Here is a 23415-nt window from a genome sequence, read left to right as displayed (position 1 = left end):
TCAGGCCACACTGTCGTTGCGGACCATAGGCCTAATTTTCAGAGGGAGACGGAAAACATGCCGCAAGCGAGACATGGTTTTGGATTTTGGGCAGTCCGAATACTCGCTGTGGTCATGATCCTCTTCGGCCTCCCGATAGCAGCGGGCGGCGCATGGCTGATCACGCTCGGCGGCTCTTGGTATTACCTTCTTGCCGGCATTGGCCTCATCGCCTCTGGCATCTTCCTCTGGCGGCACGAGATGCTGGGGGTCTGGATCTATCTCCTCACCTTCGCCGGCACCCTCGTCTGGGCGCTTTGGGAACGGGGCATGGACGGCTGGGCACAATTGCCACGCCTCTTCGCCCCCACCATCATTCTCATTCTCGTGCTGATCTCCATACCCGCGCTCAAGCGCTCCTTCGGCGGCGGCCGCGCGGCCTTTGCCGCCTCGATTATGGGTCTGGGCGCGCTGGGCCTGTCTGGCGGTATTCTCACCTCTGTCCAGCAGACAGAACTCGTCGCCCAGGAGACGCCTGCGCCCGAGACGGAGCCAGCAGCACCCGTCACAGCGCCTGCGCCCGAAGCAGCTTCATCTGAAACTTCGGTGGCGCAAGTGCCCGAAACACCGGCCGCCCGCGCCCCCGGCATTGTGGCAGAAGTCGGCGCGGACTGGCCAGCCTATGGTGGCACCTACGAAGCCGTACGCTTCTCGCCCCTCGCCCAGATCACGCCGGACAATATTGATCGACTGGAACGCATCTGGGAATTCAACACCGGCGACATGCCATCCGAAGCCGCAGAGGGCAAATACTCGCCAGAAAACACGCCTCTCAAGGTGGGCAATAACCTTTACCTCTGCACGGCCATGAACATCCTCATCGCCATCGACGCCGCCAGCGGTCTCGAAGAGTGGCGCTATGACCCCGGCGTCTCCACCGACGCCATCCCCTATGGCGCAACCTGCCGCGGGGTCGCCTTTTACGAGGTCCCCGACGCCACGCCCGATGAGGCTTGTGCCACCCGTATCCTCGTCGGCACGCTGGACGCCCGTCTCATCGCTGTGGACGCACAGACGGGCCAGCCTTGCGCCGATTTCGGCGTGCAGGGTCAGGTCAATCTCGAAGAAGGCATCGGCGACACGGTCCCTGGCTGGTATGCCGTCACCTCGCCCCCCACCATTGTTCGCGGCGTTGCTGTTCTGGGCGCGCAGGTCAAGGACGGGCAGGACGAGGACGCACCGTCGGGCGTCGTACGTGGCTATGATGCCGTCACCGGCGAACTCGCCTGGGCTTGGGATCTCGGCAACCCGTCCAATCGCGGCGCCCCGCCAGAAGGCGAAGTCTATACCCGCGGCACCCCAAATATGTGGACCATCGCAGCCGCCGACGAGGAGCTCGGCCTCGTCTACCTGCCGCTCGGCAATTCCTCGGTCGACTATTACGGCTCCAACCGCAGCGCACTTGAAAACGAATACGCGACAGCACTTGTCGCCGTGGATGCCACGAGCGGCGACGACGTCTGGCACTTCCAGACCGTGCGCAATGACGTCTGGGATTATGATCTGGGCTCCCAGCCCTCACTGATCGATTTCCCGACAGCAGACGGACCGGTGCCCGCTCTGGTGCTCGCCTCAAAGCAGGGCGACATCTACATCCTTGATCGCGCCACCGGTGAATCTCTCTTCGCCGTAGAGGAGCGCGAAGTCCCTCAGGGCGGCGTGGAGCCCGACTATCTCTCGCCCACCCAGCCCTTTTCGGCTTACCACACCCTGGCCTTCCCGGACCTGACCGAGGCCGACATGTGGGGCATGACCCCGCTCGACCAGCTCTGGTGCCGCATCCAGTTCCGCCAGTCCCACTACGAGGGCATCTACACCCCGCCCACGACCGACCAGCACTGGATCCAGTATCCCGGCTATAATGGCGGTAATGACTGGGGGAGCGTCGCCATCGATCTCGAACGTGGCCTGCTCATCGCCAATTATAACAACATGCCCAACCACAACCGGCTTGTTCCCCGCGAGGAAGCCGACGCGGCAGGCCTCGCGCCCATCTATGCAGCCGACGGTCAGGGTGAGACTGCGCTCGGTGAGGCCGGCCCGCAGATCGGTGCGCCCTATGCCATCGACGTCAATGCCGGCTGGCGCATGCCCACGGGCCTGCTCTGCACCCAGCCCCCCTATGGCGGCATTCGCGCCATTGACCTGGCGACCGGTGAAACTGTCTGGGATCGCCCCTTCGGTCAGGCCCGGAACAACGGCCCGTTCGGCATCCCGACCTTCCTCCCGCTCGATATCGGCACGCCCAATAATGGCGGCCCGATCATCACGGCTGGCGGCCTCATCTTCATTGCCGCCACCACCGATGATCTCATCCACGCCATTGATATCGAGACTGGAGAAACCGTCTGGACCGACATCCTCCCCGGCGGCGGGCAGACGACGCCGATCAGCTATGAGGTCAATGGCCGCCAATATATCGTCATCGCGCCGGGCGGGCATCACTTCATGGAAACGGCCATCAGCGACGCAGTTATCGCCTACGCCCTGCCCGAGGAGTGATCGCGCTTAAGCCATGGCTTCGAGAACGCGGCGCCAGCCTTGCGGGTCAGTGACCTGCAGCTGCGCCGCAGCCAAGCTCGCATCGGCGCTGAGACGCCGCACATCCTGGCCGACGAGCCGCGCCCGAATGGTCTCTTCGATAATCCGGTGGAGGCTCAGCACGCCGCCGATAAAGCCCGCCGGGCGCGGACCAATCCGCGCCGTCAGCGCCTCGATCAGCAGTGCCAGTTCATTTCCCGCCTCCCGCAGGATGTCCAGCGCCGTCGCATCCCCGGCCTCCGCCGCCGCGGCAACACCAACGGCAAGAGTGCCGATCCGGCCACGGTCGCCGGCATAGACGAACTGGCGCACATCGCCCCAGTCATTGCCGCCAATTTCCTTGAAGAGACTGTCCGCCAAAAGCTGGACGTCGGCAAATGACCCGGTATGGTCAAGCGTGCGATAGATCCGGTCGAGCGCTCGCAGCGCAATCCAGCTGCCTGCCCCCGCATCATCGATCAGAATGCCGCGGCCACCGACCCGGGTGAATTGCCCATCCGCCGCGATATGGACGGCAATCGAGCCCGTCCCCGCCGAAACCAGATGACCCTCGCCCGGCGCAAAGTTGGCCATATAGGCGAGCACCACATCGTCGATGACGATCATCCGGCCTGTGTCCACGCCGAACGCCTCGGCCAGCATGGCCTTGACCTCGTCGGCCACGCCATTGCCAAAGCCGGTCATGCCCAGCGTTATGCTCGAAATGGCGAACTTCGTCCGGTCGATCTCGGCGCGGATGGACGCCAGCGCAGCCTTGAGCCGTGCGTTCTCCGCCGGATTGAACACATGTCCGGTGGCGCCGCTGGCCTTGCCGCGCGCCACTTCCGCGCCACCAGCGTCACATAGCACCCAGCGACTGGCAGTGCCGCCTATATCAAGGCCGAGATGGACTTCGGTCACTGCGGCACGCCCTGGCGCACAAAGGCTTTCGTAATCTCGCGCGGGTTCGTAATCATCGTGCCCACCACAATGGCATGGGCCCCGGCCTCAAACCCCTGCCGCACGAGATCAGGCGAATTGTATCGCCCTTCGGCGACCACCGGGATGGAGAGGCGCGCAACCAATTGCTCGACCAGTTTCAGGTCGGGCGTTTCCGGCTTGGGCTGGGTTGCCTCGGTATAGCCCGAGAGCGTGGTGGCGACATAGGTCGCGCCCCAGTCCGCGGCGGCAAGCCCTTCCTCGAGCGTCGAAATGTCCGCAAACACCTCTGCGCCCAGTTCCTCGCGAATGCGCCGCACGAGAATATCAGGGTTTTCCCCGTCTCTCCCGCGCATCGTGCAGTCGAGCGCGACAATCTCGGCCCCTGCCGCCACGATCGCTTCAGCCGCCGCGAAATCGGGGGTGATATAAACCGGATAGGCGTCCGAAAACACTTTGTGGATGCCGATCACCGGCAGGCCCGCAGCCTTCACCGCAGCAATGTCCTCAGGCCCATTGGCGCGGATCGCTACTGCGCCGCCGTCGCGGGCGGCCAGAGCCATGGCGCCCATGAACTGGGGACCGTGCAGCGGATTGTCTGCCCGTGCCTGGCAGGAGACGACAAGCCCTCGCGGCAACATCATTTGACCGCTCCCGAGGTCATGCCGGCGATGAACTGCTTGGAGAGCAGGATATAGATGATGATGATCGGCGCTGCCGACAGCGTCAGCCCGGAGAACAGCACGCCCCAGTCGGTCGTATATTCGCCCATGAAAGTGGTCAGCCCCTGCGGCAGGGTTTTGAGATCATCGTTCTGGATGAACACCAGCGGGAAGAAGAAGTCGTTCCAGATCGGCACCACGTTCTGGATGGCTGCAATCACCATGGCCGGCTTCACCAGCGGCAGCATGATCGCCCACATGATCCGGGCCTCGCTGGCTCCATCCATGCGCGCCGCGTCCTCCAATTCGTTGGGCAGGCTGCGGATAAAACCGGTCATGATGAAGACGGTCGAGGGCAGGCCCATGGCCGTATAGACGAAGATCAGGCTGAGCTGGTTGTTGAGGATCGACAGGTCCCGCATCAGCATGAAGAGCGGGATGATGGCGAGCTTGAGCGGCAGCGTCAGCCCGGCAAGGAAGAACATCAGAATAAAGGTCGAGCCCTTGAACTGATAGCGCCCGATCGCATAGGCGGCCATGGTCCCCAGCGTCAGGATCAACACCATGGAGGCGCCGGTTACGATGAAGGAGTTCATCAGGTAGCGCAGGAAATTGGTCTGCGTCCAGATCTTGGCGAAGTTCGATACCTGGGTGAAATCTGGGATCGAGAACGGCGACTGGAAGATCTGCGGCGTCGTCTTGAAGGCCGAGAAGACCATGATGACGATCGGCGCCAGCATGATGACCGTGTTGGCGATCAGGATGATCTGCAGCAGCCCATCCCGGCCCAGCGTGCCCAGAATACCCTTGCGGTCATAATAGTTCATGCTCGAAGCCGCACTCATAGCTGGATCTCCCGGGCGCGCAGCCGTGTCGTGATCACGCCGGCAACCGCTGCGATGAAGATGAAGATCAGCACCGCCAGCGCGCTGCCAAGCCCGAAATCCTGCTGCCCCGACGACACATTGCCGAAGGCGGTACGATAGAAATAAAGGCCCAGAACGTCAGTGGAACCGAAGGGCGAACCATCGAGGCCACCCATGATGTAGGGCAGTTCAAACCAGTTGAAGGCGCCCACGAACAGCAGGGTGAACACGATGGTCGCGCTCGGCGCAACCAGCGGCCAGACGATCTTGGTGATCTTCACCCACTCGCTCTCGGTCTCCATGCGCACGGCATCGAGAATTTCGCCCGGAATACGCTGCATGCCGGCCAGGAAAACGAGGGTCGGAAAGCCCACCATATGCCACGCCTGGGCGATGATGATGCTCCAGAGCGCCGTGCCGCCCTGCCCCAGCCACGGCTGTGCCAGCCAGCCGAGCCCAACGGACTTGAGCGATATGTTCACCACGCCAAACAGCGGGTGATAGAAGAGCTTGAAGAGATAGGCGACGATGATGGTCGAAAGCACTACCGGCAGGAACACCGCGATACGGTGGAACCGGGCCCCCGGAAGTTCGCGCCAGAGCGCATAGGCCAGGATGAACCCCAGCCCGTTCTGCAGCACCATCAGCGCGAAAAAGACGATGACGTTGTTCTTGAACGCATTGAGCGTCCAGCTCCGATAAGGCTCGACGAACAACACCGTATGGAAATTTTCGAGACCGACAAAATCGCCCCGCCGCAGGCCCTGCCAGTCGAAGAAGGCATAAGCGAAGGCGGAAATGATCGGATAGACGATGAACAGCGCCACAAAAGCCAGTGGCGGCACGATCAGCGCGGTAATCCAAAGGCCGCGGCCAGTCATCCGAAGTTGGGGCATTGTCTTGGGCTCGCTTGGTTTCGGGGCCGGCGCCTGCCACCCCCACCCGACCTCCCCCTTGTCAGGGGGAGGGGTAGTTCTGTGTGCTTTGCAGATCCTCGCCACACCCGCCGCACTGTCCCTCCCCCTTAACAGGGGGAGGCTAGGTGGGGGTGTTTCGAAGGTTGGACTTACTTCTTGAACGGTTCGTACCAGGCAGCCAGGCCGGTGGTCAGAGCTTCGCCGATGGCTTCCGGCGTGGTTTCACCGGCGAACAGCTTCTGCATTTCGCCCTGAATCAGCACCGAACCGGAGGGTTCGCCATAACGGAAGTGCGCCAGCATCAGATAGGGGATGGACGACTGGTTGAGCTCGTTGACTTCGGCCAGCAGCGGGTCGTTGAAGTTAACGCCCGGAACGGTCGAGATATTGCTCAGCGAGTCGGCAAAGGCCTGGCCGAACTCGACGCTGGCCAGGTAGCTCAGGAACTTGAGCGAAGCTTCCTTGTTGGCGCCGGTCGCATTGGCTGCATAGCCACCGTCGAAATAGAGGCCGACGAGCTTGTCGTCTTCAGCGGTCTTGCCGGGAGCTGCGAACACGCCGACTTCGATCTCGGGGTTGAGGCCCTTGAACGTTGCCACTTCATAGGAGCCGCCGATGAACATGCCGGCCATGCCCGATGCAAACAGCTGCTGGGCGGACGGATAGTCGAGGCCGATAAAGCCGTCGGGGAAGTATTCGGTAGCGACAGCCGCGATCTCACCCAAGGCGCCGGTGAAGCGCGCATCGGTGAAGTCGGCAGTGCCAGCCATCAGCTCTTCATGGAAGTCCTTGCCCATCAGCGAGGAGCCAAGGCCAAAGGTCACGGTTTCATTCTGCCAGGCAGTTGCAGTGCCATTGGCAAAGGGGATAACGCCGGCGTCCTTGAGCTTCTGGCTCAGCGCGACCAGCTCGTCCCAGCTCTGGGGCTCTTCGAGGCCATTGGCATCGAAAATGGCCTTGTTATAGATCACGAGCTGGGTCTGGCTGGCGAACGGGACGGCGTAGACCTTGCCGTCGGAACGCAGGGTCTCGGCAGCCAGAGCCGGCTCCGCGAAATCTGCCAGTTCCGGCACATTGTCGGCCGAAAGCGCTTCGAGATAGCCGGCAGCAGCAACGTTCTCAAGGCCGCCATAGGCGCGCACCATCATCACGTCCGGGCCCGTGCCACCAGCAAGCGCGGTCGACAGGATCGTGTTGTAATTTGCCGCCTCAAAGGCCTCGAACTTGACCGTGATGCCGGGGTTGGCGGCTTCGAACGTATCGATGAACTGCTCATAGGCAGCGCGGTCTTCCTGGCGCCAGCTCCAGAACGTGATGTCCTGGGCGAATGCCGGGGCCGCGACGAGCACGGCACCAAGAGCGGCACCGGCGCGGATCATGGTCTTCTTCATCAGATTTCCCTTCCCTTCAAAACTCTGGTGGCATTTGCCTGGCGCTACTGCGCCAACCGCCGGCCATCCTCGGCGGAAAAATAATGCACGCCGGCCGGGTCGACGCCGATCGTCACAATCTCGTCGGGTGCATAAAGATCATTGGGGGTCGTGCGCGCCGCCAAGAGCGTGCCATCGGCAAGGCGTACGTAGACATAGGCGTTGTCACCGAGATACTCGGTGTAGACCACCTGGCCGGCAAACCCCTCGCCGGCTGCACGGGAAAGCTTCACCGCGTCGGAGCGGATACCAAGCTTGAGCTTGCCATCGGCGGGCACATTGCCCAGCGCGACGCTGCCGCCGTCCTGGCCCAAGGTCAGCCGTTCGCCCCGGCGCTCGACATCGACCAGCGTCATACGCGGCGAACCGATGAAGGTCGCGACAAAGGTATTGGCCGGCGTCTCGTAAAGTTCGCGCGGGCTGCCGACCTGCTCGATCCGGCCTGCATTCATCACCACGATCTTGTCGGCCAGCGTCATGGCCTCGACCTGATCATGGGTCACATAGATCATGGTACCGCCGATATCGCGGTGCAGCTTGGCGATCTCGAGGCGCACTTCCGAACGGAGCGCCGCGTCGAGGTTGGAAAGCGGTTCGTCGAGCAGAAACACTGCCGGCTTGCGCACCAGCGCCCGACCGATGGCCACGCGCTGCCGCTGCCCACCAGACAATTCGCGCGGCTTGCGCTTGAGCAGCGGCTCAAGCCGCAGCATCCGCGCCGCCTCGGCGATACGTGCCTCCACCTCATCCTTGGTGAGCCCCATCAGACGGGCACCGAAGGCCATGTTCTCGTAGACGTCCATATGCGGGTAGAGCGCATAGGACTGAAACACCATGGCAATGCCGCGACGCGACGGTGGCACGTCGTTCATGCGCTGTCCGTTGAGGACGAATTCGCCATCGGTGATCGGATCGAGCCCGGCGATCAGACGCAAAAGGGTCGACTTGCCACAGCCGGACGGGCCGACAAACACCACGAACTCACGATCACCGATCTCGAGATCGATCCCGTGCAGCACGGCCGTGTCCTTGAAACGCTTCTTGATGCCGCGCAGTGACAGTTGAGCCAAGATACCTCCTTAGGGCACCCGCTCGAGAGCAGGCGCTCCAGTCCGGGCCTCTCCACGCGAGAGCCCACAGCTTAGGAATATTGAATTCCAAACTGCGGAAGTGTCAAGAATAGAATATTACAAATTCACGCCGTGGAGAAATTGTACTGCCCGCTCAGGCCTTGAGCACCGTCACGGCCGTTTCGCTGTTGTGAATAAAATCGTTGGCGTCGGCCTGATGGCGCAGCAGCAGGATGAACAGCATGTCCATCAGCATCAGCTGCGCGTCCCGCGCAGTGATCGCCGAAGAGCGCACCCGGTCCTCGTCGGCTACCGTAAAAAGCTTGATGTCGGCGACATCGGCGAGCGGATTGGACTGCAACCCCGTGACCGAGATCACCGTGGCGCCCCGCGCCTTGGCCAATTCGGCAATGCGCAGTGTTTCCACGCTCCGTCCTGAATAGGACAGGGCCATCAGCGCGTCGCCTTCCGTCAAGGCCGACGCATTGGAGATCTGGATGTGATTGTCGCTGTTGAGCAGAACCATCCGCCCCAGCTTGAGCAGCTTGTAGGAAAAATCCTCGGCCACGAGCGAAGACGCGCCCACCCCGGCCAGCAACAGCTTGCGGGCTCCGACCAGCTTTTCGAGCGCAGCGTTGATCGTGTCTTCGCTATTGGCCGCCGCTGTTTCGCGCATCGACTGCAGCTTGCTGCTCACCAGCTTCTGCACCACGGTCATCTGGCTGTCGCTGCTGTCGATCGATCCGTGGATCACCCCACTGGGCGCGTGCCACTCCCGGGCGCGGGCCGTGGTGACGGCCATCTTGAGCTGCTGGTAGCCGGAATAGCCCAGCTTCTGGCTGAATTTGACAACGCTCGACTGGCTGCGTCCGGTCGCCTCCGCCAGCGCAGCCGAAGACAGGTCCAGCATCCGGCCGGGGTCCGCGAGGATAAACTCGGCGATCTCCCGATCCGCCAGGGTCATCGACGCCTTCTGCGCCTCGAGCAGTTTGAGAACCGACATAGTAGTTTCCATCACTGATGCGGCGCAGCACGCCGTTACCCCGGGCGCCATAGTCCGGTCAGAAGACTCGAAAGCCCACACGGACGACTACTGGGGCGACCTCCCCCGCGCCGCAAAGTGCGCCACCGGACATGCGCCGGTTTTCCACCACTCTACACACATCCCTGTTCAATCCGGAATACAATATTCCAAGTTTCGTTGACAGGCGGAATATTCGTTCATAGCATCACCCTACCCCAAGAGTGATGGCACGATGGCAAAAAGCACCCTGATCGCGGAACTGGAACACCTGGTCTCCGAGTCGCGCAATCCAGACACGCTGCAGATCGATCTCATGTCGACCAGCGAAATTCTGGCCGCAATGAATGCCGAAGACGCCAAGGTCGCCGGCGCTGTCAACGCGGTGCTGCCGCAGATCGCAGAAGCAGTGGACTGCATCGTCGAAGCCTTCAAGGCCGGCGGTCGCCTGATCTACACCGGCGCGGGCACCAGCGGTCGACTGGGCGTGCTGGACGCCTCTGAATGTCCCCCCACGTTCGGCGTTCCGCCCACCATGGTTGTTGGCATCATCGCCGGCGGCGATCACGCCTTGCGCCACCCGATCGAAGGCGCAGAAGATGATCGCGCCGAGGGCCGCCGCGATCTCGAAAACATCAAGCTCGAAGCGCGCGACGTGCTGGTGGGCATCGCCGTCAGCGGCCGCACCCCATATGTCATTGGCGCGCTGGACTATGCCAACGAGATCGGCGCGACCACTGTCGCCCTCTCCTGTAATCCCGTCTCGGCAATCGCTGATATTGCAAAGATCGCCATCTCGCCCGTCGTCGGCCCAGAAGCCCTCACCGGCTCGACCCGCCTCAAATCCGGTACCGCCCAGAAGCTGGTGCTGAACATGCTCACCACCGCCTCCATGATCCGGATCGGAAAGAGCTATGAAAACCTCATGGTCGACCTCTCGGTCTCCAACGCCAAGCTCGCCGCCCGCGCTACGCGCATGCTGGCCGACGTTGCTGGCTGCTCCACCGAGGATGCGGAAAAATACCTCGCCGAGGCCGGCAATAATGTGAAGCTGGCGATCCTCATGGCCCTCACCGGCATGAACGCGACCGATGCCCGTGCCGCCCTCGACGGCGCCGACGGCTTCCTGCGCCGCGCCGCCGCCGATCATCCGCGCATCGCGAGCTGACCATGGACCTCCTGGTCAATCTCTACTCCCGCAAGATGGATGAGCTGCGCCAGAAGGCCGAGGCCGTTGAGGCGACGATCCGCGTCGCCCTGCCGCCCGAGCAGCACATCATCAAGGATTGGGTGCGCCAGCACTTTTCCGAATATTGGGTCAGCGAAGTCTCTTCCGCCATGGCCCACCAGCCGCCCGGATGCCTCATCGCAACCGTTGATGGGCAACTGGTCGGCTTTGCCTGCCACGACGCCACGGCACGCGGCTTCTTCGGCCCCACCGGCGTCTCCGAAGACCAGCGCGGCAAGGGAATAGGCCTCGCGCTCTTTTATCACACTCTCGTGGCGATGAAGGCCCAGGGCTATGCCTATGCCATTATCGGCTCGGCCGGTCCTGTCGACTTCTACGTCAAAGCCGCTGGCGCCATGCCGATCCCGTCGGACAATGAAGACATTTATCAGGGCCTGCTGCGCATCAAGCCCAAGCCCGAAGCGGAACACTGATCATGGCCTCGACCACCCCTCTCGCCCTTTTCGTCGGCATGCCGGGCTACGAGCTCTCCGCTGACGAGATCGCTTTCTTCCGCGAGACCAGTCCGTTTGGCCTTTTTCTCTTCAAGCGCAATCTGGACAACCACGACCAGATCCATCGCCTGGTCAGCCAGTTCAAGGAAGCCGTCGGCCGCGACGACGCCCCGGTCTATATCGACCAGGAAGGCGGCCGCGTGCAGCGCCTCGACAATGGCAATTGGCCCCTCTTCCGTCCGCTCGGCCATTTTGCCGCGCTGGCCAAGACCGACCGCGAACTGGCCAAACACGCCCTGCGCCAGAGCCATCTGGCCATGGGTTCGATGATGAGTGAGCTCAACATCGGCTCGGGCACGACCCCCGTGGTTGATCTGGCCCGTTCCGGCACCCACGACATCATCTCGTCGCGCTCGCTGGGTTCAGATCCCGAGCTCGTCGCTGAATTTGGTCGCGTGGCGATCGAGGCCCTGCTCGAGGTCGGCTCCATGCCGATCATGAAGCACATCCCCGGTTATGGCCGCGTCGACGTCGACCCGCATCACGACCTGCCGGTTGTCCGCGCCTCGGTCGAGGAGATGATGGACACCGACTTCCTGCCCTTCATCCGTCTCAAGGACACGCCTTGGGCAATGGTAGCCCATCTGATCTTTACCCAGATCGATCCAGACCTGCCGGCCTCCATCTCGCCGCGCGTCTGCGAGCTGATCCGCGATACGCTGGACTACGATGGCGTACTGATCACCGATTGCCTCACCATGGACGCCCTTTCCGGCAGCTGGGATGAGCGGGTCACCGCAGCCCTCGACGCCGGCTACGATATAGCCCTTCATAGCCAGGGCGACCTTTCTCAAAGTCTGGCGGCCTGCAAAGCAGCCCGGCCCTTGAGCGAGAAAAGCCTCGAGCGCATTGCACGCGCAGAGGGCAGGCTGGGAACACACCGCGTGGACGTGCAAGCACTCCATGCCGAGGTGGAACAGATTTTCAGGGAGAGTGGCGTCGCCTGAGGCGAACCACCAAGCAAGGAGACTGAAATGAGGAAACTCACACTTCTGGCGGCAACGTCCGCCGCAGTGCTGGCAATGGCGGCCCCCGCCTTTGCCCAGAACGTGCTGACGCTAAGCTCGGAGCAGACCACCACGTTCGTGCGCAACTTCAACCCGTTCGGTCAGACTTCTGCCCGCTACACCACGCTCCACTTCATGTACGAGCCGCTGGTCGTGTTCAACCGCCTCAGGGGCAATGAACCCCACTACCGCCTCGCTGAAAGCTTCGAGCTGGCCGACGATTTGATGTCGATCACCTTCACCCTGCGTGAAGGTCTCAAGTGGAGCGACGGCGAAACGCTGGACGCCGACGACATCATCTTCACCTATGACTACATCAAGAAGTTCCCGGCGCTGGACTTCATCTCGGTTTCCCAGCAGCTGACCTCGGTGGAAAAGGTCGACGACCGCACCGTGCGCTTCAACCTTACCGAAGCCAACTCGCTGATCGCCAACACCATCGTCGACATGCCGATCGTGCCCGAGCACATCTGGGCCTCGATCGAAGATCCGGTGACCTTTGCCAACGAGAACCCGGTTGCGTCCGGTCCGATGACCGAGATCACCCGCTTCACGCCCCAGGTCTACGAACAGTGCGCCAACCCGCACTATTGGGACGCTGCCAACCTCTCCGTCGACTGCCTGCGCATGCCGCAGCTGGCTGACAATCCCCAGGTTCTGGCTGCCCTGGCCGAAGGCACGCTCGACTGGGCAACCAGCTTCATTCCGGACATCGACAACACATTCGTTGCCAAGGATCCGGAGCACCACAAGTACTGGTTCACCCCCTCCAGCCTCGTTTCGCTGCAGATGAGCCAGGTCTCGCCCGACGAGAACGCCCGCAAGGCCTATAACGACGTCAACTTCCGTCGCGCGCTCTCGATGCTGATCGACCGCCAGACCATCGTTGACATCGCCGGCTACGGCTACCCGCTCGTTAACGAGGATCCCTCGGGCCTCGGCGAACTCTACTCCGCCTTCGCCAACCCCGAAGTCGAGACCCAGTTCGGCAAGTACGCCAAGTTCGACCTCGACGCTGGTATCGCCCTCCTCGACGAAGCCGGTTATGTCGACGCAGACAATGACGGTTTCCGCGACAATCCCGATGGCACTCCGATCGCCATCGACTTCATGGTTCCCAATGGCTGGACCGACTGGATCGACGCCGTGCAGATCTCCATGGAGACCATGCAGGAAGCCGGCCTGAACGTGAAGATGTCGACCCCGGAAGCCGCCGTGTGGACCTCTGCGCTCATCTCGGGTGAATACTCGATGACGCTGAATGCCCTGGCTTCGGCTGCTGACCCTTACTTCCCCTACATCCGTTCCTACAACCCGGATGACTTCGGCAAGTCGCGCTTCACCGCGCCGCACTGGTCGAGCGAGGAAGTCTCGGCCCTGCTCAGCGAATACAAGCAGAGCAAGGATCCGGAGGCCCGCAAGTCGGCCATGGACAAGATCCAGCTGATCGTGGCTGAAGCCCTGCCGGTCGTGCCGCTCTACAACAGCCCGTCCTTCTACGAGTACAACACCACCCGCTTCACCGGCTGGGCGGATGCTGAAAATCCGAAGTACTCGCCGGTCGTGTCCAACGCCAATCCGGCGCGCCTGCTGCAGCTGCTCGACCTCGAGCCTGCCGCTCAATAATCATCCCGGGAGGCACGCTTCGGCGCGCCTCCCAACTGCCTTCACGCGCTATTTTCGGGACCTTTCCGGGAATTCAGTCAGGCAGCCACGAGAGAAGGAAAAAACATGGGCTTCCTGCTGCGACGCCTGGCGTTCTACCTCGCGGCCTTCCTCGCCGCCGCCACAATCAATTTCTTCCTGCCACGCCTGATGCCGGGTGATCCCATCCAGATCATGTTCGCCAGCGCCGGCTCGGAACTAAGCCTCGAAAACCTCAACGCTCTGAAGCTCACCTTCGGCTTCATCGACGCGCCGGTCCACGAGCAATATTTCTCCTATCTCAAGAGCGTCTTCACCGGCGATCTCGGCCGCTCGATCAAATATTTCCCCCTGCCCGTCACCGAACTGCTCGGCCGCGCGCTGATCTGGACGCTTGGCCTCGTCGGCATTGCCACGCTGATCAGCTTCACGCTCGGCACCTTCATGGGTGTCATGGCAGCCTGGCGCCGTGGCTCGCGCTTTGACTCGGTTGTTTCCCTCCTGGCGATCTTCTGCAGCTCGGTGCCGGCCGTGGTCATCTCGCTGATCATGCTGTTCCTGTTCGGCTATACCCTGCGCTGGTTCCCCAATGGCTATGCAGCAGACCCGATGCTCGATCCCGCCTTCAGCTGGGAATATATCTCGAGCGTCATCTACCACGGCACCCTGCCAATGGTGACCTTGGTCATCGCGCTCTCGGGCGGCTTTGCCGTCACCATGCGCAACAACATGATCAATCTCCTCGGCGAGGACTATATCGTCATGGGCCGTGCAAAGGGCCTTTCCGACAAGAACGTCATGCTCTGGTATGCCGCCCGTAACGCGCTGCTGCCGACGGTCTCGAGCCTTGCCATCGCCATCGGTACGATCCTGTCGGGCTCGCTGATCATCGAGGTGGTGTTCAACTATCCGGGCCTCGGCAATACGCTCTACCAGGCCATCCTCGCGCGCGACTATCCCGTGATCCAGGGCCAGCTCCTGATCATGACCGCCGCCATGCTCATCTCCAATTTCGTCGTCGATCTGAGCTATGTCCTGCTCGATCCGCGCCTCAAGAAGGCCTGAGCCATGCCCCTGCTCCGCCAGCTCATGCACAACAAAAAGGCGGTGGTCGGTCTGACCATCATTACGCTGATCCTGCTTGTTGCGATCTTTGCGCCCTTCCTCACTGAATATAGCCCGACCAAGCGCGTCGGCCGTCCGCATCAGGCCCCATCCTGGGATCATTGGCTCGGCACCACCCGCCTTGGCCACGACGTCTTCTCCCGCCTGATCCACGGCGCGCGCGTGTCGCTTGCCGTCGGCTTTGGCGCTGGCCTCCTCATCACCATCATCGGCACCATCCTCGGCATCATCGCCGGCTACAAGGGCGGCGTGATCGACGAGGTCATCAACTTCTTCACCAATATGGTGCTGGTCATCCCCAATTTGCCCCTGCTGCTGGTGCTTGCCGCCTTCATTGGCCAGGCCAGCCCGATGGTCATTGCCATCATTCTCGGCCTTACCTCCTGGGCCTGGGGCGTGCGCGTCACCCGCTCGGAAACCCTCTCCATCCGCCAGCGCGACTATGTGAAGTCCGCTGAAATGCTGGGCGAGCCGAGCTGGCGCATCATGGCCTTCGAGATTTTCCCGAACCTGATTTCCATCGTCGGCATCAATTTCATCGGCAGCGTCATCTTCGCCGTCATCGCTGAAGCCACCCTTGAATTCCTCGGCCTCGGCGATCCGAACACCGTCTCCTGGGGCATCATGCTCTATAACGCCCAGAACGCCTCGGCCCTCTCGGTCGGCGCCTGGTGGGATCTGCTCTCGCCCTGCTTTGCCCTGGCCTTCCTTGGCCTCGGTCTGGCGCTGGTGAACTTTGCCATCGACGAAATCGCCAACCCGCGCCTGCGTACCGGCGGCATGCTCAATCGCTGGACGCGCATGGTACACGCCGGAGAAGGCAAGCTATGACCACTCCTGTCCTCTCCGTCCGCAATCTGACCATTGACTACATCGGCGCCGAAAAGGATTTTTCGGCCGTCAAGAACGTCAGTTTCGACATCCAGCCGGGTGAACTCTTCGGCCTCGCCGGCGAATCCGGTTGCGGCAAGTCGACCATCGCCTTCGCCGTTTCGCGCCTCCACCGCCCGCCCGCCCTCATCCGCAAGGGTAGTGAAATCCTCGTGGACGGCCGCGACGTGCTCACCCTCGACGATCAGGAACTGCGAAAATTCCGCTGGCGCGAAGTTGCCATGGTGTTCCAGAGCGCCATGAACTCGCTCAATCCGGTGCTGACCATCGAAGAGCAGTTCTACGACGTGCTGCGCACCCACACCGACATCACCCGAGCCAAGGCCCAGGAACGCGCTGCCGAGCTGCTCAAGCTCGTCGACATTTCCCCCGACCGTCTCTCCGCCTACCCCCACCAGTGCTCGGGCGGCATGCGCCAGCGCATCGTCATCGCCATTTGCCTGGCGCTCAATCCCAAGCTCTTGATCATGGACGAGCCCACCACCGCGCTCGACGTCGTGGTGCAGCGCGAGATTCTCCAGCGCATCGACATACTGCGCAAGCAGCTCGGCTTCGCCGTGCTGTTCATCACCCACGACCTCTCGCTCATGGTGCAGGTGTCCGACCGTATCGGCATCATGCTCGAAGGCAATCTGGTGGAGGTCAACGACGCCCAGACCATTTACCGGTCGCCTCAGCACGATTATACGCGCCGCCTCTGGGCCTCCATGCCCAAGCTGCACGGCACCCAGATTTCCCGCGAGGCCAATTCATGAGCCAGTCTGCGCCCATCCTCGCCCTCGACAATGTCTCGAAGATTTTCGGTGGCAAGGACAAGCTCGTCTATGCCGCCCGCGACGTGTCCTTCGCGCTCCACTCCGGCCGCACGCTTGCGCTCGTCGGCGAAAGCGGCTCGGGCAAAACCACCGCCGCGCGGCTCATCATGCGCGAATATGTGCCCGATCACGGTCAGCTGATGTTCAAGGGCGCGCCCCTCGGAAAAGCTGACGCGAAAGCTGTGAAGGCCTATCGGTCCTCAGTGCAGATGGTGTTCCAGGACCCCTTCGCCTCGCTTAATCCGACGCACACCATCCGCTATCACCTCGAGCGGCCCCTGCGTCTGCATCAGAAGGGCCTTTCCGCCGACCAGCGCCAGGCTGCGATCGAAGAGCTCTTGACCCGGGTCAAGCTCGATCCAGCCATCGTCATGCCGAAATACCCCCATGAGCTCTCGGGCGGCCAGCGCCAGCGCATCTCGATTGCCCGTGCCCTCGCAGTCAATCCGCAGGTCATCGTCGCCGACGAACCGACGTCCATGCTCGACGTCTCGGTGCGTCTCGGCATCCTCAACCTGCTCAACGACATGAAGGCCGAGCTTGGCCTCGCCCTCCTTTACATTACCCATGACATCGCCACGGCCCGCTATGTGGCCGAAGACATCATGGTCATGTATGCCGGTCAGATCGTTGAATGGGGCGCTACAGACAGGGTGCTCGAAAACCCGCAGCACCCCTACACGCGTCTTCTGCTCTCGGCGGTGCCCGATCCCGACCGCCGCTTCTCCGAAACATCGGAGGAACTGGGCCAGGTGGAAATGATCCGCCATCGCTCCGCCCTGCCCCAATCAGAAATTCGGCAGGTGTCGGAAAATCACTTCATCCGGCCAATGCCCGAAGCATGACAATGACTGTTACCCTCAACCTAACCGAAACGCCGACCAGCGACGAGCTGGCGGCCATCGGCGATAGTCTTGCCGCTTTTAACGCGGCTGATGCCGGCGAAGCGGATCGCCGTCCGCTGGTCATTACCCTGACCGACGAAACGGGTGCCTTTGCCGGCGGCCTCTCGGGCTTCACCGCCTGGGGCTGGCTCTATATCCAGTGGCTGTTCGTCTCAGAGGGGCTTCGCGGTCAAGGCTGGGCCCCGCGCCTCCTTGAAGCGGCCGAGGCCGAAGCTCGAACCCGCGGCTGCCACGGCGCCCATATCGACACCTTCAGCCCCATCGCCCTCAAGACTTACCAACGCGCCGGCTATACCATTTTTGGCGAACTGCACGACTTCCCCAAGGGCCGCACCCGCAGTTTCCTGCAAAAGCAACTCTAGGCCTGGCGACGGCGCGGTGAAGCCACCGCCTGCCAAGTCTTTGACAGGCGCCTCTTCCCCCAGCGCCCCATCATCGCCACCAGACTTGCGGCGATGCCTGGATAAAGCCGCACGGCACTAGCGAGAAACGCCATTGCCAGCCGCCTCTTGCCGAATTTGAACATGTGTCGGGCAAGGTCGAGCCTCAAGCCAGCGTGCTGTCGGGGATAGTTCGCCAACACGGCCCTGTTCTTCTTGAGAATGCGGATCAGTCCCGTGCATTCCCGCCGCTTGTTGCGCGAAATGCTGTCCGCGGACATGAACCCCAGCACCACCGGCACCGTGTCCTCATGGATATCGGCATGCTGGGCAAAGCGCACCGCGAATTCCCAGTCCTCATTGGCCCGCGCCAGCGGATCGAACCAGACGTTCCCGGGATAGCAGTCGCGGCGAAACAGGGTGTTCTGCAGGCTGACGCGGTTCTCGGCGAAGAGATGCCGGACGGTATCGCCACCCGGCATCAGCTTGCTCGCCGGATCTGGCGCGACCGCCGACTTCCCCGGCCCAAAGACATAATTCTCGTCTCGACCGTAGAGAATTTTTGGGGCGGTCACGGCGCCATAGGCCGGGCCCAGAGAATTCAGCAACTCCATCTGCCGCGCGAGCTTTCCGGGCAGCCACAGGTCGTCACTGTCATGAAAGGCGATGAACCGCCCCTGCGCTAGCGCAAGGCCCGAGTTCCGCGCCGCACCCGCGCCACCATTCTTGCTGCGCCTGAAAAACCGTACCCGCGGATCGCCAAAACCCATCACAATCGGCTCGACGTCTTCCTGCGATCCATCATCGACAACAATGAGTTCAAGGTCGGCGACGGATTGCGACAGAACGCTCGCCATGGCGTCGCCCAGCGTCTTCGAGCGGTTGTAGGTCGGGATGATGACCGACACGCTCGGCACCGCCCCCGACGACACCGCAAATTCCTGCCCCTCGGTCATTGCGTCATCATTTCTACATCGGTCGGCGGCCACGCGCCGCCGGCAGCCGCAGAGAGCTTTGCCGTCTCGACGCGGTGCTTGTGCTGCTTGTTTCGCGGCACATGATTGTCGAACTCGCGGCCGAACGCCTTGCCGAGAACACCGGCCACCTCCGTCAGCCGTGACACATGCCCCTGACGGACCACCGTTTCATAAACGTCCAAAAGCCGTCCGCTGAGGTGCTCGAGGCTGAACTTTTCTTCCACGATCCTTCGCCCCATCCGCCCCAGAGCGACACGCAACTGGGCATCGTCAAGCAGGCGCATGATCTGGTCGGAAAGCGGATCCCCCCGTCCATCGCCGATGCCGTAAAACCCTTGATAAAGGAACAGCGGGGCAGAGGTCTCGTCAAACACCCGGGAAAATCCTCCCTCCCCCTGGACGATCAGCGACCGCCCGATGGACAGGGCGCGCAACGCTGAACTTCCCATCCCCAGCACGATATCGGCCGCCGCATATGCAGAGCGTGGATCGCTATCTTCCCCGAGAAGGCACACCACCTCTCGCCCATGCCGCGCATTTACCGATCGCGCCCGCTTGAGCAGCGCCTCATGCGCCGGCCCACCACCCACAAAGGCCAAACGAACCGGATAACGGCCGGCCACAGCATCAATTGCGTCGATGGCGCGCACGAGGGAATCGAGCTTGAGATCGACGGCCAGCCGAGACACGATCACAGCCAGCAATTCTCCCGCCCCGAGCGCCAGCCGCTGTCGGAACGCCGAGCCGTCGATTCCTGGATTGTCCCGCTCGATATCGATCGGTGGCTCAATCGCCCAGACTGGCCCGGGCCGGGCCTTGCGCCCCGCTTCGGCCAGTTCGGCCGTGCCCATGATCAGCGGCAGCGATGGCGGCACGAAGGGCGAAAGGGTCATGTCCAGAATGGTCGCCAGCACCGGCACCCGACCAAAAAGCCCCGCCCCCAGATAGGCGTCAAGGCAAGGCGGCCATTCATAGGTGTGAATGAGATCGGCCTTCTCCCGCCGCGCCAGCGACATGAGCTGCGCCACCTTTGGCGGCGCGGGCCGATAGCGGAACGGCCGCGCTTTCACATATCTGAGCCCACGCTCCCGAATATACGGCACCAGCGGGCCATCCGTGCCGTAGATGATGACCTCATTGCCTTTGGCGGCAACAGCAGCGGCCAGATCAATGGCGTTGATCTGACTCCCGCCAATTATCAACTCATGCGGCGCAACGATAATCTTCATGTCTTTTCGGCCCTGAGCATTGCGATCAAACTTAGGAAGAGAAGGCGTTGGCGGGTATCAACACAACGGACTAGCGCAGTTGGTTGCTGACAACGTGTCTCCGCGTCTGACCCGAGATCTTTGGGCTGTCGGCCATCCACCGCCCGCTCCCGAGCAGAAAGATGAACAGCACGTAGGTCGCCCCCCAAAAATGCACCATCCAGCCGGCGAGGAAGAACCCACACATGCACACGAGATAAGCCAGCCTGCAGCGCTCTTCTCGCGCACCCAGCCCCTTTGCGAAAGCGACGGAAAAGGTTGAGGAGAAGAATGCAACGACCATGAACAGCCCTGCCGGTATCCCCCCGATAATGGCATTGTTTAGCCAGAAAATATCGACGCTGGCTGGCATCCAGGCGGGCCTGTCCCATTCCCCCACCCCCACCCCGAATACCGGATGGTTGAGCACGGACTGGGAGCCGAACTCCCAGATCAGCAGCCGGAAATAGGCCGAGGCCTCATCCAGGGCAAAGTAGGAGAACAGGATCGCCGGCAGCGGCCGGCTGGAGACGATATCCACCAAGAGGACGATGGAGCCGACGCCGACGATGAGCAGCCACCACCGCTGCCTGAAATTTCGCAGCACTTTGTCCCAGACCAGCAGCATCACCTGCACCATCAGGGTCGAGATCGGACCGGACGACAGCGACAGGAATACGGTCAGGGCAATAACGGTGGCACTGGTCATCCGCTGGAGGGCGGAGCGGCCATGGCCCCGCACGACGAAGGTCAAGGCGAACACCCCAGAAGTGAAGACCCCAAAGAGGATGGGGTGCTCGAACACGGACTGCACGCGGCGCACGCCCAGCCGCGGGGGCTGGTGGTTGATTATGTGCGTCGGCATGATCGTCGAGGCCAGCTCGAGAACGACGTTTCGCCCGGTCGCCGCCTCCAGCACTGCAAGCGGGAACAGCACCACGCCAACGATGATGAACAGCAGCCGCGCCAGGGCCTCGAAATCCTCAGCCGAACGGATGTAGGCCCGCGCTACGAGAAAGGTCCCGAAGGCCTCGATCACCTGACTGCCAGCCTGTTCTACGGCGCCGACCCCATGCGCAATGAACAGCGCGAGCGAAATCCAGCCCGCAAATAGAAGAATGGAGATCTCGGGAACGCCGATGCGTCCACCCTTCCCGCTGACGACGCGAAAAAACGCTGGGAAGATCGTCACGAGCAGCACCAGCCGATACGGCTGAATGGAGAGCGAACCCAGCGGAATGATCCAGGGCAAGACAAGCGACCAGCAAAGAAGCACCACTGGCCAGGCCAGTCTTGCGCGCCTGGGCTTCGGTTCCGGCTCCGCTTTCAGCACCGGCGCCACAGTGTCTCGGACCCGACGCGAGCGGGCCTGATCCGCTCGCCCCGTGCGTATGGCGACCGGTCTCATTCGGCTTGTGGGCCGAAGTTCATCGCTACTGGACAAGGGGGTTCGCCTCCCCTTCGACAGCCGTACCGGGCGGCCCGGCTGTAGATGAATAACGCGACATCATAGGCCCCGTTACTGATCCAACCGGCTGGCCGAAGGCGCTCATCGCATGGGCGCCGCTGGTTGCCGCCTTGCCCGCAAGCGCGCTCATTGCCACGCCCGCCGTTCGTCCCAGATAAGAATCAGCCAGCCACATGGACAGCTTCATGATGGTGAAGGTCGGATTGGCGCTTCCCGCCGTGGGGAACACCGAGGCGCTGGCCACGGCGAGATTTGGGATGGCGTGGCACCGCAAGTCCGGCCCCACGACAGAGGTCGCTGGATTGGTACCCATCCTCGTCGATCCCGAAGGGTGGGCACATGCCACTGCGCGATCACTGATGCGCCCCGCCGGATCAAGGACCGAAGCGTCCCAGTCGAGCCTGCATAGTGTGTCGAAGCCGGAACCCTTCCAATAGCTGGCAAGGCGCTTAACCGTTGCGCGAAACGTCCGCTCGTCCGCATCACGCGGCTTCCAGTCAAATCGGGCAATTTTCATGCCTAGCCGATCCGTCTTGGCGGACAGGCTGATCCGATTTTGCGGATCGGGAAGCTGCTCGACACAGGCCATCAGGCGAAAGGGAACATCGCGCGGCACATAGAGCTGGCGGTAGCGCAACCGCCAATATGCCGCCGTGGAGAGCAGCCCGACCTGGCCGAGCGCCTGGCGAAACTGTCCACGCTCGACCCGTCTCTCCTGAAGGCCATGTGCGAAAGACTTGAAGACCGAGAGCCCACTCCGCGCCAGATCCATGGACACATAGACGAAGCCGCTGGACACGCCGTCCGCAACTTGCGCGCTATGCGTCAGCTCCAGGTGCAGGTCACGACGCGTCCCATTGATGAAGCGAATGCCGAGCATGTGGTTGGTCAATTCGGCGCGCTGTCGATCCACAGTGGCCACTTCGGCCTTGAGATGATCCTGGAAATATCGCCCCAATGCGTTGGTGCCGGCGAAAGTCCGCTGGTCATTGTCTGCATCGAGCGCCAGTAAAAGGCGCGTTGTTTCGATTGTACCGGCAGCAATCGTGAATTCTTCGGCGGCCACTGTCACGCTGGCACCCGAGAGGCCGCGGGCCGTTACCGAGCGCAGCCGCCCCCGCTCCCGGTCAAGATCGAACCCGACGACGGTGGCATGGAGCACCACTGTCAGATTTGGGTTGTTGAGGATTTCCTTGCCGAGCACCGTCACGATATTGCAGCGCGCAAATGTCGGGCATTTGGCCCAGCGTGCCCGAAAATTTTCGATATCCGGAAGCAGCAGACCGGAAGCCCCCGGTCTGCTCGCGTCTATATCCTCGAACGAGTCATGGCCAATACCAAAGAGCGTCTCCAGCTCCTCATGGTAGCAATCGAGCGTTTCGAGCGCGAACGGCCATTCCTCTTGCCCCACATGCTCGCGTTTGCCGTGCTCCTGGCGACTGATCGGAATGATGCGACCACCCCAGCGCGAGGAGGATCCACCCAGTCCCCGGTATCGCCCGGTTTTTTCCCGACCATATCGTCCTTCGGGGTCATCGATGCCATTCAGGTCGTGGATTTCTTCGTCGAACTCGATCCCGCCGCTTTCAAGCACCACCACCTTCCTGTGGTGCCGTGCGAGCCGGGCTGCCAGCAAAAGGCCGGCAATGCCACCACCCACGATGCAGTGAGCAGCACTGGTAGGCAGCGCGGCGCTGCCGGTACGGAGATCGCGTATCGTCATCGGTCTTTCTCCCCAAGCCCTGAAAC

At 62.2% G+C, this 23415-nt stretch carries 21 protein-coding genes; 10 read left to right on the top strand and 11 right to left on the bottom strand.

The window, feature by feature from the left end; all coding sequences use genetic code 11:
* Positions 1–57 precede the first annotated feature (57 nt).
* Positions 58–2541, top strand: coding sequence for a membrane-bound PQQ-dependent dehydrogenase, glucose/quinate/shikimate family (locus NYQ88_RS05320; protein WP_275653916.1), 2484 nt, complete (start codon positions 58–60; stop codon positions 2539–2541).
* Positions 2542–2547: 6 nt separating this feature from the next.
* On the opposite strand, the gene NYQ88_RS05315 is transcribed toward NYQ88_RS05320, so the two are convergent.
* From NYQ88_RS05315 to NYQ88_RS05285, 7 genes are all read right to left on the bottom strand, one after another.
* On the bottom strand, positions 2548–3480 hold the full coding sequence (locus NYQ88_RS05315) for a BadF/BadG/BcrA/BcrD ATPase family protein (protein ID WP_275653915.1): 933 nt from the start codon (positions 3478–3480) through the stop codon (positions 2548–2550).
* Positions 3477–4142 carry an N-acetylmannosamine-6-phosphate 2-epimerase gene (locus NYQ88_RS05310; RefSeq protein ID WP_275653914.1) on the bottom strand — a complete coding sequence of 222 codons (666 nt, stop codon included), beginning with the start codon at positions 4140–4142 and terminating at the stop codon, positions 3477–3479. Before NYQ88_RS05310 ends, NYQ88_RS05315 begins: the two co-directional genes overlap by 4 nt.
* Positions 4139–5005: a carbohydrate ABC transporter permease gene (locus tag NYQ88_RS05305; RefSeq protein WP_275653913.1), complete on the bottom strand. Its 867-nt coding sequence runs from the start codon at positions 5003–5005 to the stop codon at positions 4139–4141. The genes NYQ88_RS05310 and NYQ88_RS05305 overlap by 4 nt, the downstream gene beginning before the upstream one ends.
* Positions 5002–5922 (bottom strand): sugar ABC transporter permease, encoded by a 921-nt coding sequence (locus tag NYQ88_RS05300; protein WP_275653912.1) that lies wholly within the window; start codon positions 5920–5922, stop codon positions 5002–5004. The genes NYQ88_RS05305 and NYQ88_RS05300 overlap by 4 nt, the downstream gene beginning before the upstream one ends.
* 170 nt (positions 5923–6092) lie before the next feature.
* Entirely contained in the window at positions 6093–7334 is a 1242-nt protein-coding gene (locus NYQ88_RS05295) for an extracellular solute-binding protein (protein ID WP_275653911.1), read from the bottom strand.
* 44 nt (positions 7335–7378) lie between these two features.
* Positions 7379–8443: an ABC transporter ATP-binding protein gene (locus tag NYQ88_RS05290; RefSeq protein WP_275653910.1), complete on the bottom strand. Its 1065-nt coding sequence runs from the start codon at positions 8441–8443 to the stop codon at positions 7379–7381.
* 154 nt (positions 8444–8597) lie between these two features.
* Positions 8598–9446, bottom strand: a complete 849-nt coding sequence (locus NYQ88_RS05285) for a MurR/RpiR family transcriptional regulator (RefSeq protein WP_275653909.1) — start codon at positions 9444–9446, stop codon at positions 8598–8600.
* 253 nt (positions 9447–9699) lie between these two features.
* Here NYQ88_RS05285 and murQ point away from each other — a divergent pair, with 253 nt between their 5' ends.
* The 9 genes from murQ (at position 9700) to NYQ88_RS05240 (ending at position 17956) form a co-directional block, all read left to right on the top strand.
* On the top strand, positions 9700–10632 hold the full coding sequence (murQ, locus tag NYQ88_RS05280; RefSeq protein ID WP_275653908.1) for an N-acetylmuramic acid 6-phosphate etherase: 933 nt from the start codon (positions 9700–9702) through the stop codon (positions 10630–10632).
* A gap of 2 nt (positions 10633–10634) precedes the next feature.
* Positions 10635–11126 carry a GNAT family N-acetyltransferase gene (locus NYQ88_RS05275; protein ID WP_275653907.1) on the top strand — a complete coding sequence of 164 codons (492 nt, stop codon included), beginning with the start codon at positions 10635–10637 and terminating at the stop codon, positions 11124–11126.
* A gap of 2 nt (positions 11127–11128) precedes the next feature.
* The gene (locus NYQ88_RS05270; protein ID WP_275653906.1) at positions 11129–12154 is read left to right on the top strand and encodes a glycoside hydrolase family 3 N-terminal domain-containing protein; all 1026 of its coding nucleotides are present in this window, start codon (positions 11129–11131) and stop codon (positions 12152–12154) included.
* A gap of 27 nt (positions 12155–12181) precedes the next feature.
* On the top strand, positions 12182–13840 hold the full coding sequence (locus NYQ88_RS05265; RefSeq protein ID WP_275653905.1) for an ABC transporter substrate-binding protein: 1659 nt from the start codon (positions 12182–12184) through the stop codon (positions 13838–13840).
* A gap of 105 nt (positions 13841–13945) precedes the next feature.
* Positions 13946–14923, top strand: a complete 978-nt coding sequence (locus NYQ88_RS05260) for an ABC transporter permease (protein ID WP_275653904.1) — start codon at positions 13946–13948, stop codon at positions 14921–14923.
* 3 nt (positions 14924–14926) lie between these two features.
* Positions 14927–15814, top strand: coding sequence for an ABC transporter permease (locus NYQ88_RS05255; RefSeq protein WP_275653903.1), 888 nt, complete (start codon positions 14927–14929; stop codon positions 15812–15814).
* On the top strand, positions 15811–16629 hold the full coding sequence (locus NYQ88_RS05250) for an ABC transporter ATP-binding protein (RefSeq protein WP_275653902.1): 819 nt from the start codon (positions 15811–15813) through the stop codon (positions 16627–16629). The genes NYQ88_RS05255 and NYQ88_RS05250 overlap by 4 nt, the downstream gene beginning before the upstream one ends.
* Positions 16626–17534 carry an ATP-binding cassette domain-containing protein gene (locus NYQ88_RS05245; protein ID WP_275653901.1) on the top strand — a complete coding sequence of 303 codons (909 nt, stop codon included), beginning with the start codon at positions 16626–16628 and terminating at the stop codon, positions 17532–17534. The genes NYQ88_RS05250 and NYQ88_RS05245 overlap by 4 nt, the downstream gene beginning before the upstream one ends.
* Positions 17531–17956, top strand: coding sequence for a GNAT family N-acetyltransferase (locus NYQ88_RS05240; RefSeq protein ID WP_275653900.1), 426 nt, complete (start codon positions 17531–17533; stop codon positions 17954–17956). Before NYQ88_RS05245 ends, NYQ88_RS05240 begins: the two co-directional genes overlap by 4 nt.
* On the opposite strand, the gene NYQ88_RS05235 is transcribed toward NYQ88_RS05240, so the two are convergent.
* From NYQ88_RS05235 to NYQ88_RS05220, 4 genes are all read right to left on the bottom strand, one after another.
* On the bottom strand, positions 17953–18930 hold the full coding sequence (locus tag NYQ88_RS05235; protein WP_275653899.1) for a glycosyltransferase family A protein: 978 nt from the start codon (positions 18928–18930) through the stop codon (positions 17953–17955). The two genes, NYQ88_RS05240 and NYQ88_RS05235, sit on opposite strands and share 4 nt — an antisense overlap.
* Complete coding sequence (locus NYQ88_RS05230) at positions 18927–20180, bottom strand: glycosyltransferase family 4 protein (RefSeq protein WP_275653898.1); 1254 nt, start codon at positions 20178–20180, stop codon at positions 18927–18929. The genes NYQ88_RS05235 and NYQ88_RS05230 overlap by 4 nt, the downstream gene beginning before the upstream one ends.
* A 70-nt stretch (positions 20181–20250) precedes the next feature.
* Positions 20251–21540: an O-antigen ligase domain-containing protein gene (locus NYQ88_RS05225; RefSeq protein ID WP_275653897.1), complete on the bottom strand. Its 1290-nt coding sequence runs from the start codon at positions 21538–21540 to the stop codon at positions 20251–20253.
* 91 nt (positions 21541–21631) lie between these two features.
* On the bottom strand, positions 21632–23389 hold the full coding sequence (locus tag NYQ88_RS05220) for a GMC family oxidoreductase (protein ID WP_275653896.1): 1758 nt from the start codon (positions 23387–23389) through the stop codon (positions 21632–21634).
* Between the last annotated feature and the right edge of the window lie 26 nt (positions 23390–23415).

It is taken from the genome of Devosia sp. SD17-2 (assembly GCF_029201565.1).
Lineage (GTDB): Bacteria > Pseudomonadota > Alphaproteobacteria > Rhizobiales > Devosiaceae > Devosia.
This window is presented reverse-complemented; position numbering and strand designations above follow the sequence as displayed.

Coding starts and splice junctions, on each gene's coding strand:
- NYQ88_RS05220 (WP_275653896.1), bottom strand. CDS start 23,389: ATGACGATACGCGATCTCCGTACCGGCAGCGCCGCGCTGCCTACCAGT.
- NYQ88_RS05250 (WP_275653902.1), top strand. CDS start 15,811: ATGACCACTCCTGTCCTCTCCGTCCGCAATCTGACCATTGACTACATC.
- NYQ88_RS05255 (WP_275653903.1), top strand. CDS start 14,927: ATGCCCCTGCTCCGCCAGCTCATGCACAACAAAAAGGCGGTGGTCGGT.
- NYQ88_RS05275 (WP_275653907.1), top strand. CDS start 10,635: ATGGACCTCCTGGTCAATCTCTACTCCCGCAAGATGGATGAGCTGCGC.
- murQ (WP_275653908.1), top strand. CDS start 9,700: ATGGCAAAAAGCACCCTGATCGCGGAACTGGAACACCTGGTCTCCGAG.
- NYQ88_RS05260 (WP_275653904.1), top strand. CDS start 13,946: ATGGGCTTCCTGCTGCGACGCCTGGCGTTCTACCTCGCGGCCTTCCTC.
- NYQ88_RS05245 (WP_275653901.1), top strand. CDS start 16,626: ATGAGCCAGTCTGCGCCCATCCTCGCCCTCGACAATGTCTCGAAGATT.
- NYQ88_RS05240 (WP_275653900.1), top strand. CDS start 17,531: ATGACAATGACTGTTACCCTCAACCTAACCGAAACGCCGACCAGCGAC.
- NYQ88_RS05320 (WP_275653916.1), top strand. CDS start 58: ATGCCGCAAGCGAGACATGGTTTTGGATTTTGGGCAGTCCGAATACTC.
- NYQ88_RS05295 (WP_275653911.1), bottom strand. CDS start 7,334: ATGAAGAAGACCATGATCCGCGCCGGTGCCGCTCTTGGTGCCGTGCTC.
- NYQ88_RS05285 (WP_275653909.1), bottom strand. CDS start 9,446: ATGTCGGTTCTCAAACTGCTCGAGGCGCAGAAGGCGTCGATGACCCTG.
- NYQ88_RS05230 (WP_275653898.1), bottom strand. CDS start 20,180: ATGAAGATTATCGTTGCGCCGCATGAGTTGATAATTGGCGGGAGTCAG.
- NYQ88_RS05310 (WP_275653914.1), bottom strand. CDS start 4,142: ATGATGTTGCCGCGAGGGCTTGTCGTCTCCTGCCAGGCACGGGCAGAC.
- NYQ88_RS05235 (WP_275653899.1), bottom strand. CDS start 18,930: ATGACCGAGGGGCAGGAATTTGCGGTGTCGTCGGGGGCGGTGCCGAGC.
- NYQ88_RS05300 (WP_275653912.1), bottom strand. CDS start 5,922: ATGCCCCAACTTCGGATGACTGGCCGCGGCCTTTGGATTACCGCGCTG.
- NYQ88_RS05265 (WP_275653905.1), top strand. CDS start 12,182: ATGAGGAAACTCACACTTCTGGCGGCAACGTCCGCCGCAGTGCTGGCA.
- NYQ88_RS05305 (WP_275653913.1), bottom strand. CDS start 5,005: ATGAGTGCGGCTTCGAGCATGAACTATTATGACCGCAAGGGTATTCTG.
- NYQ88_RS05270 (WP_275653906.1), top strand. CDS start 11,129: ATGGCCTCGACCACCCCTCTCGCCCTTTTCGTCGGCATGCCGGGCTAC.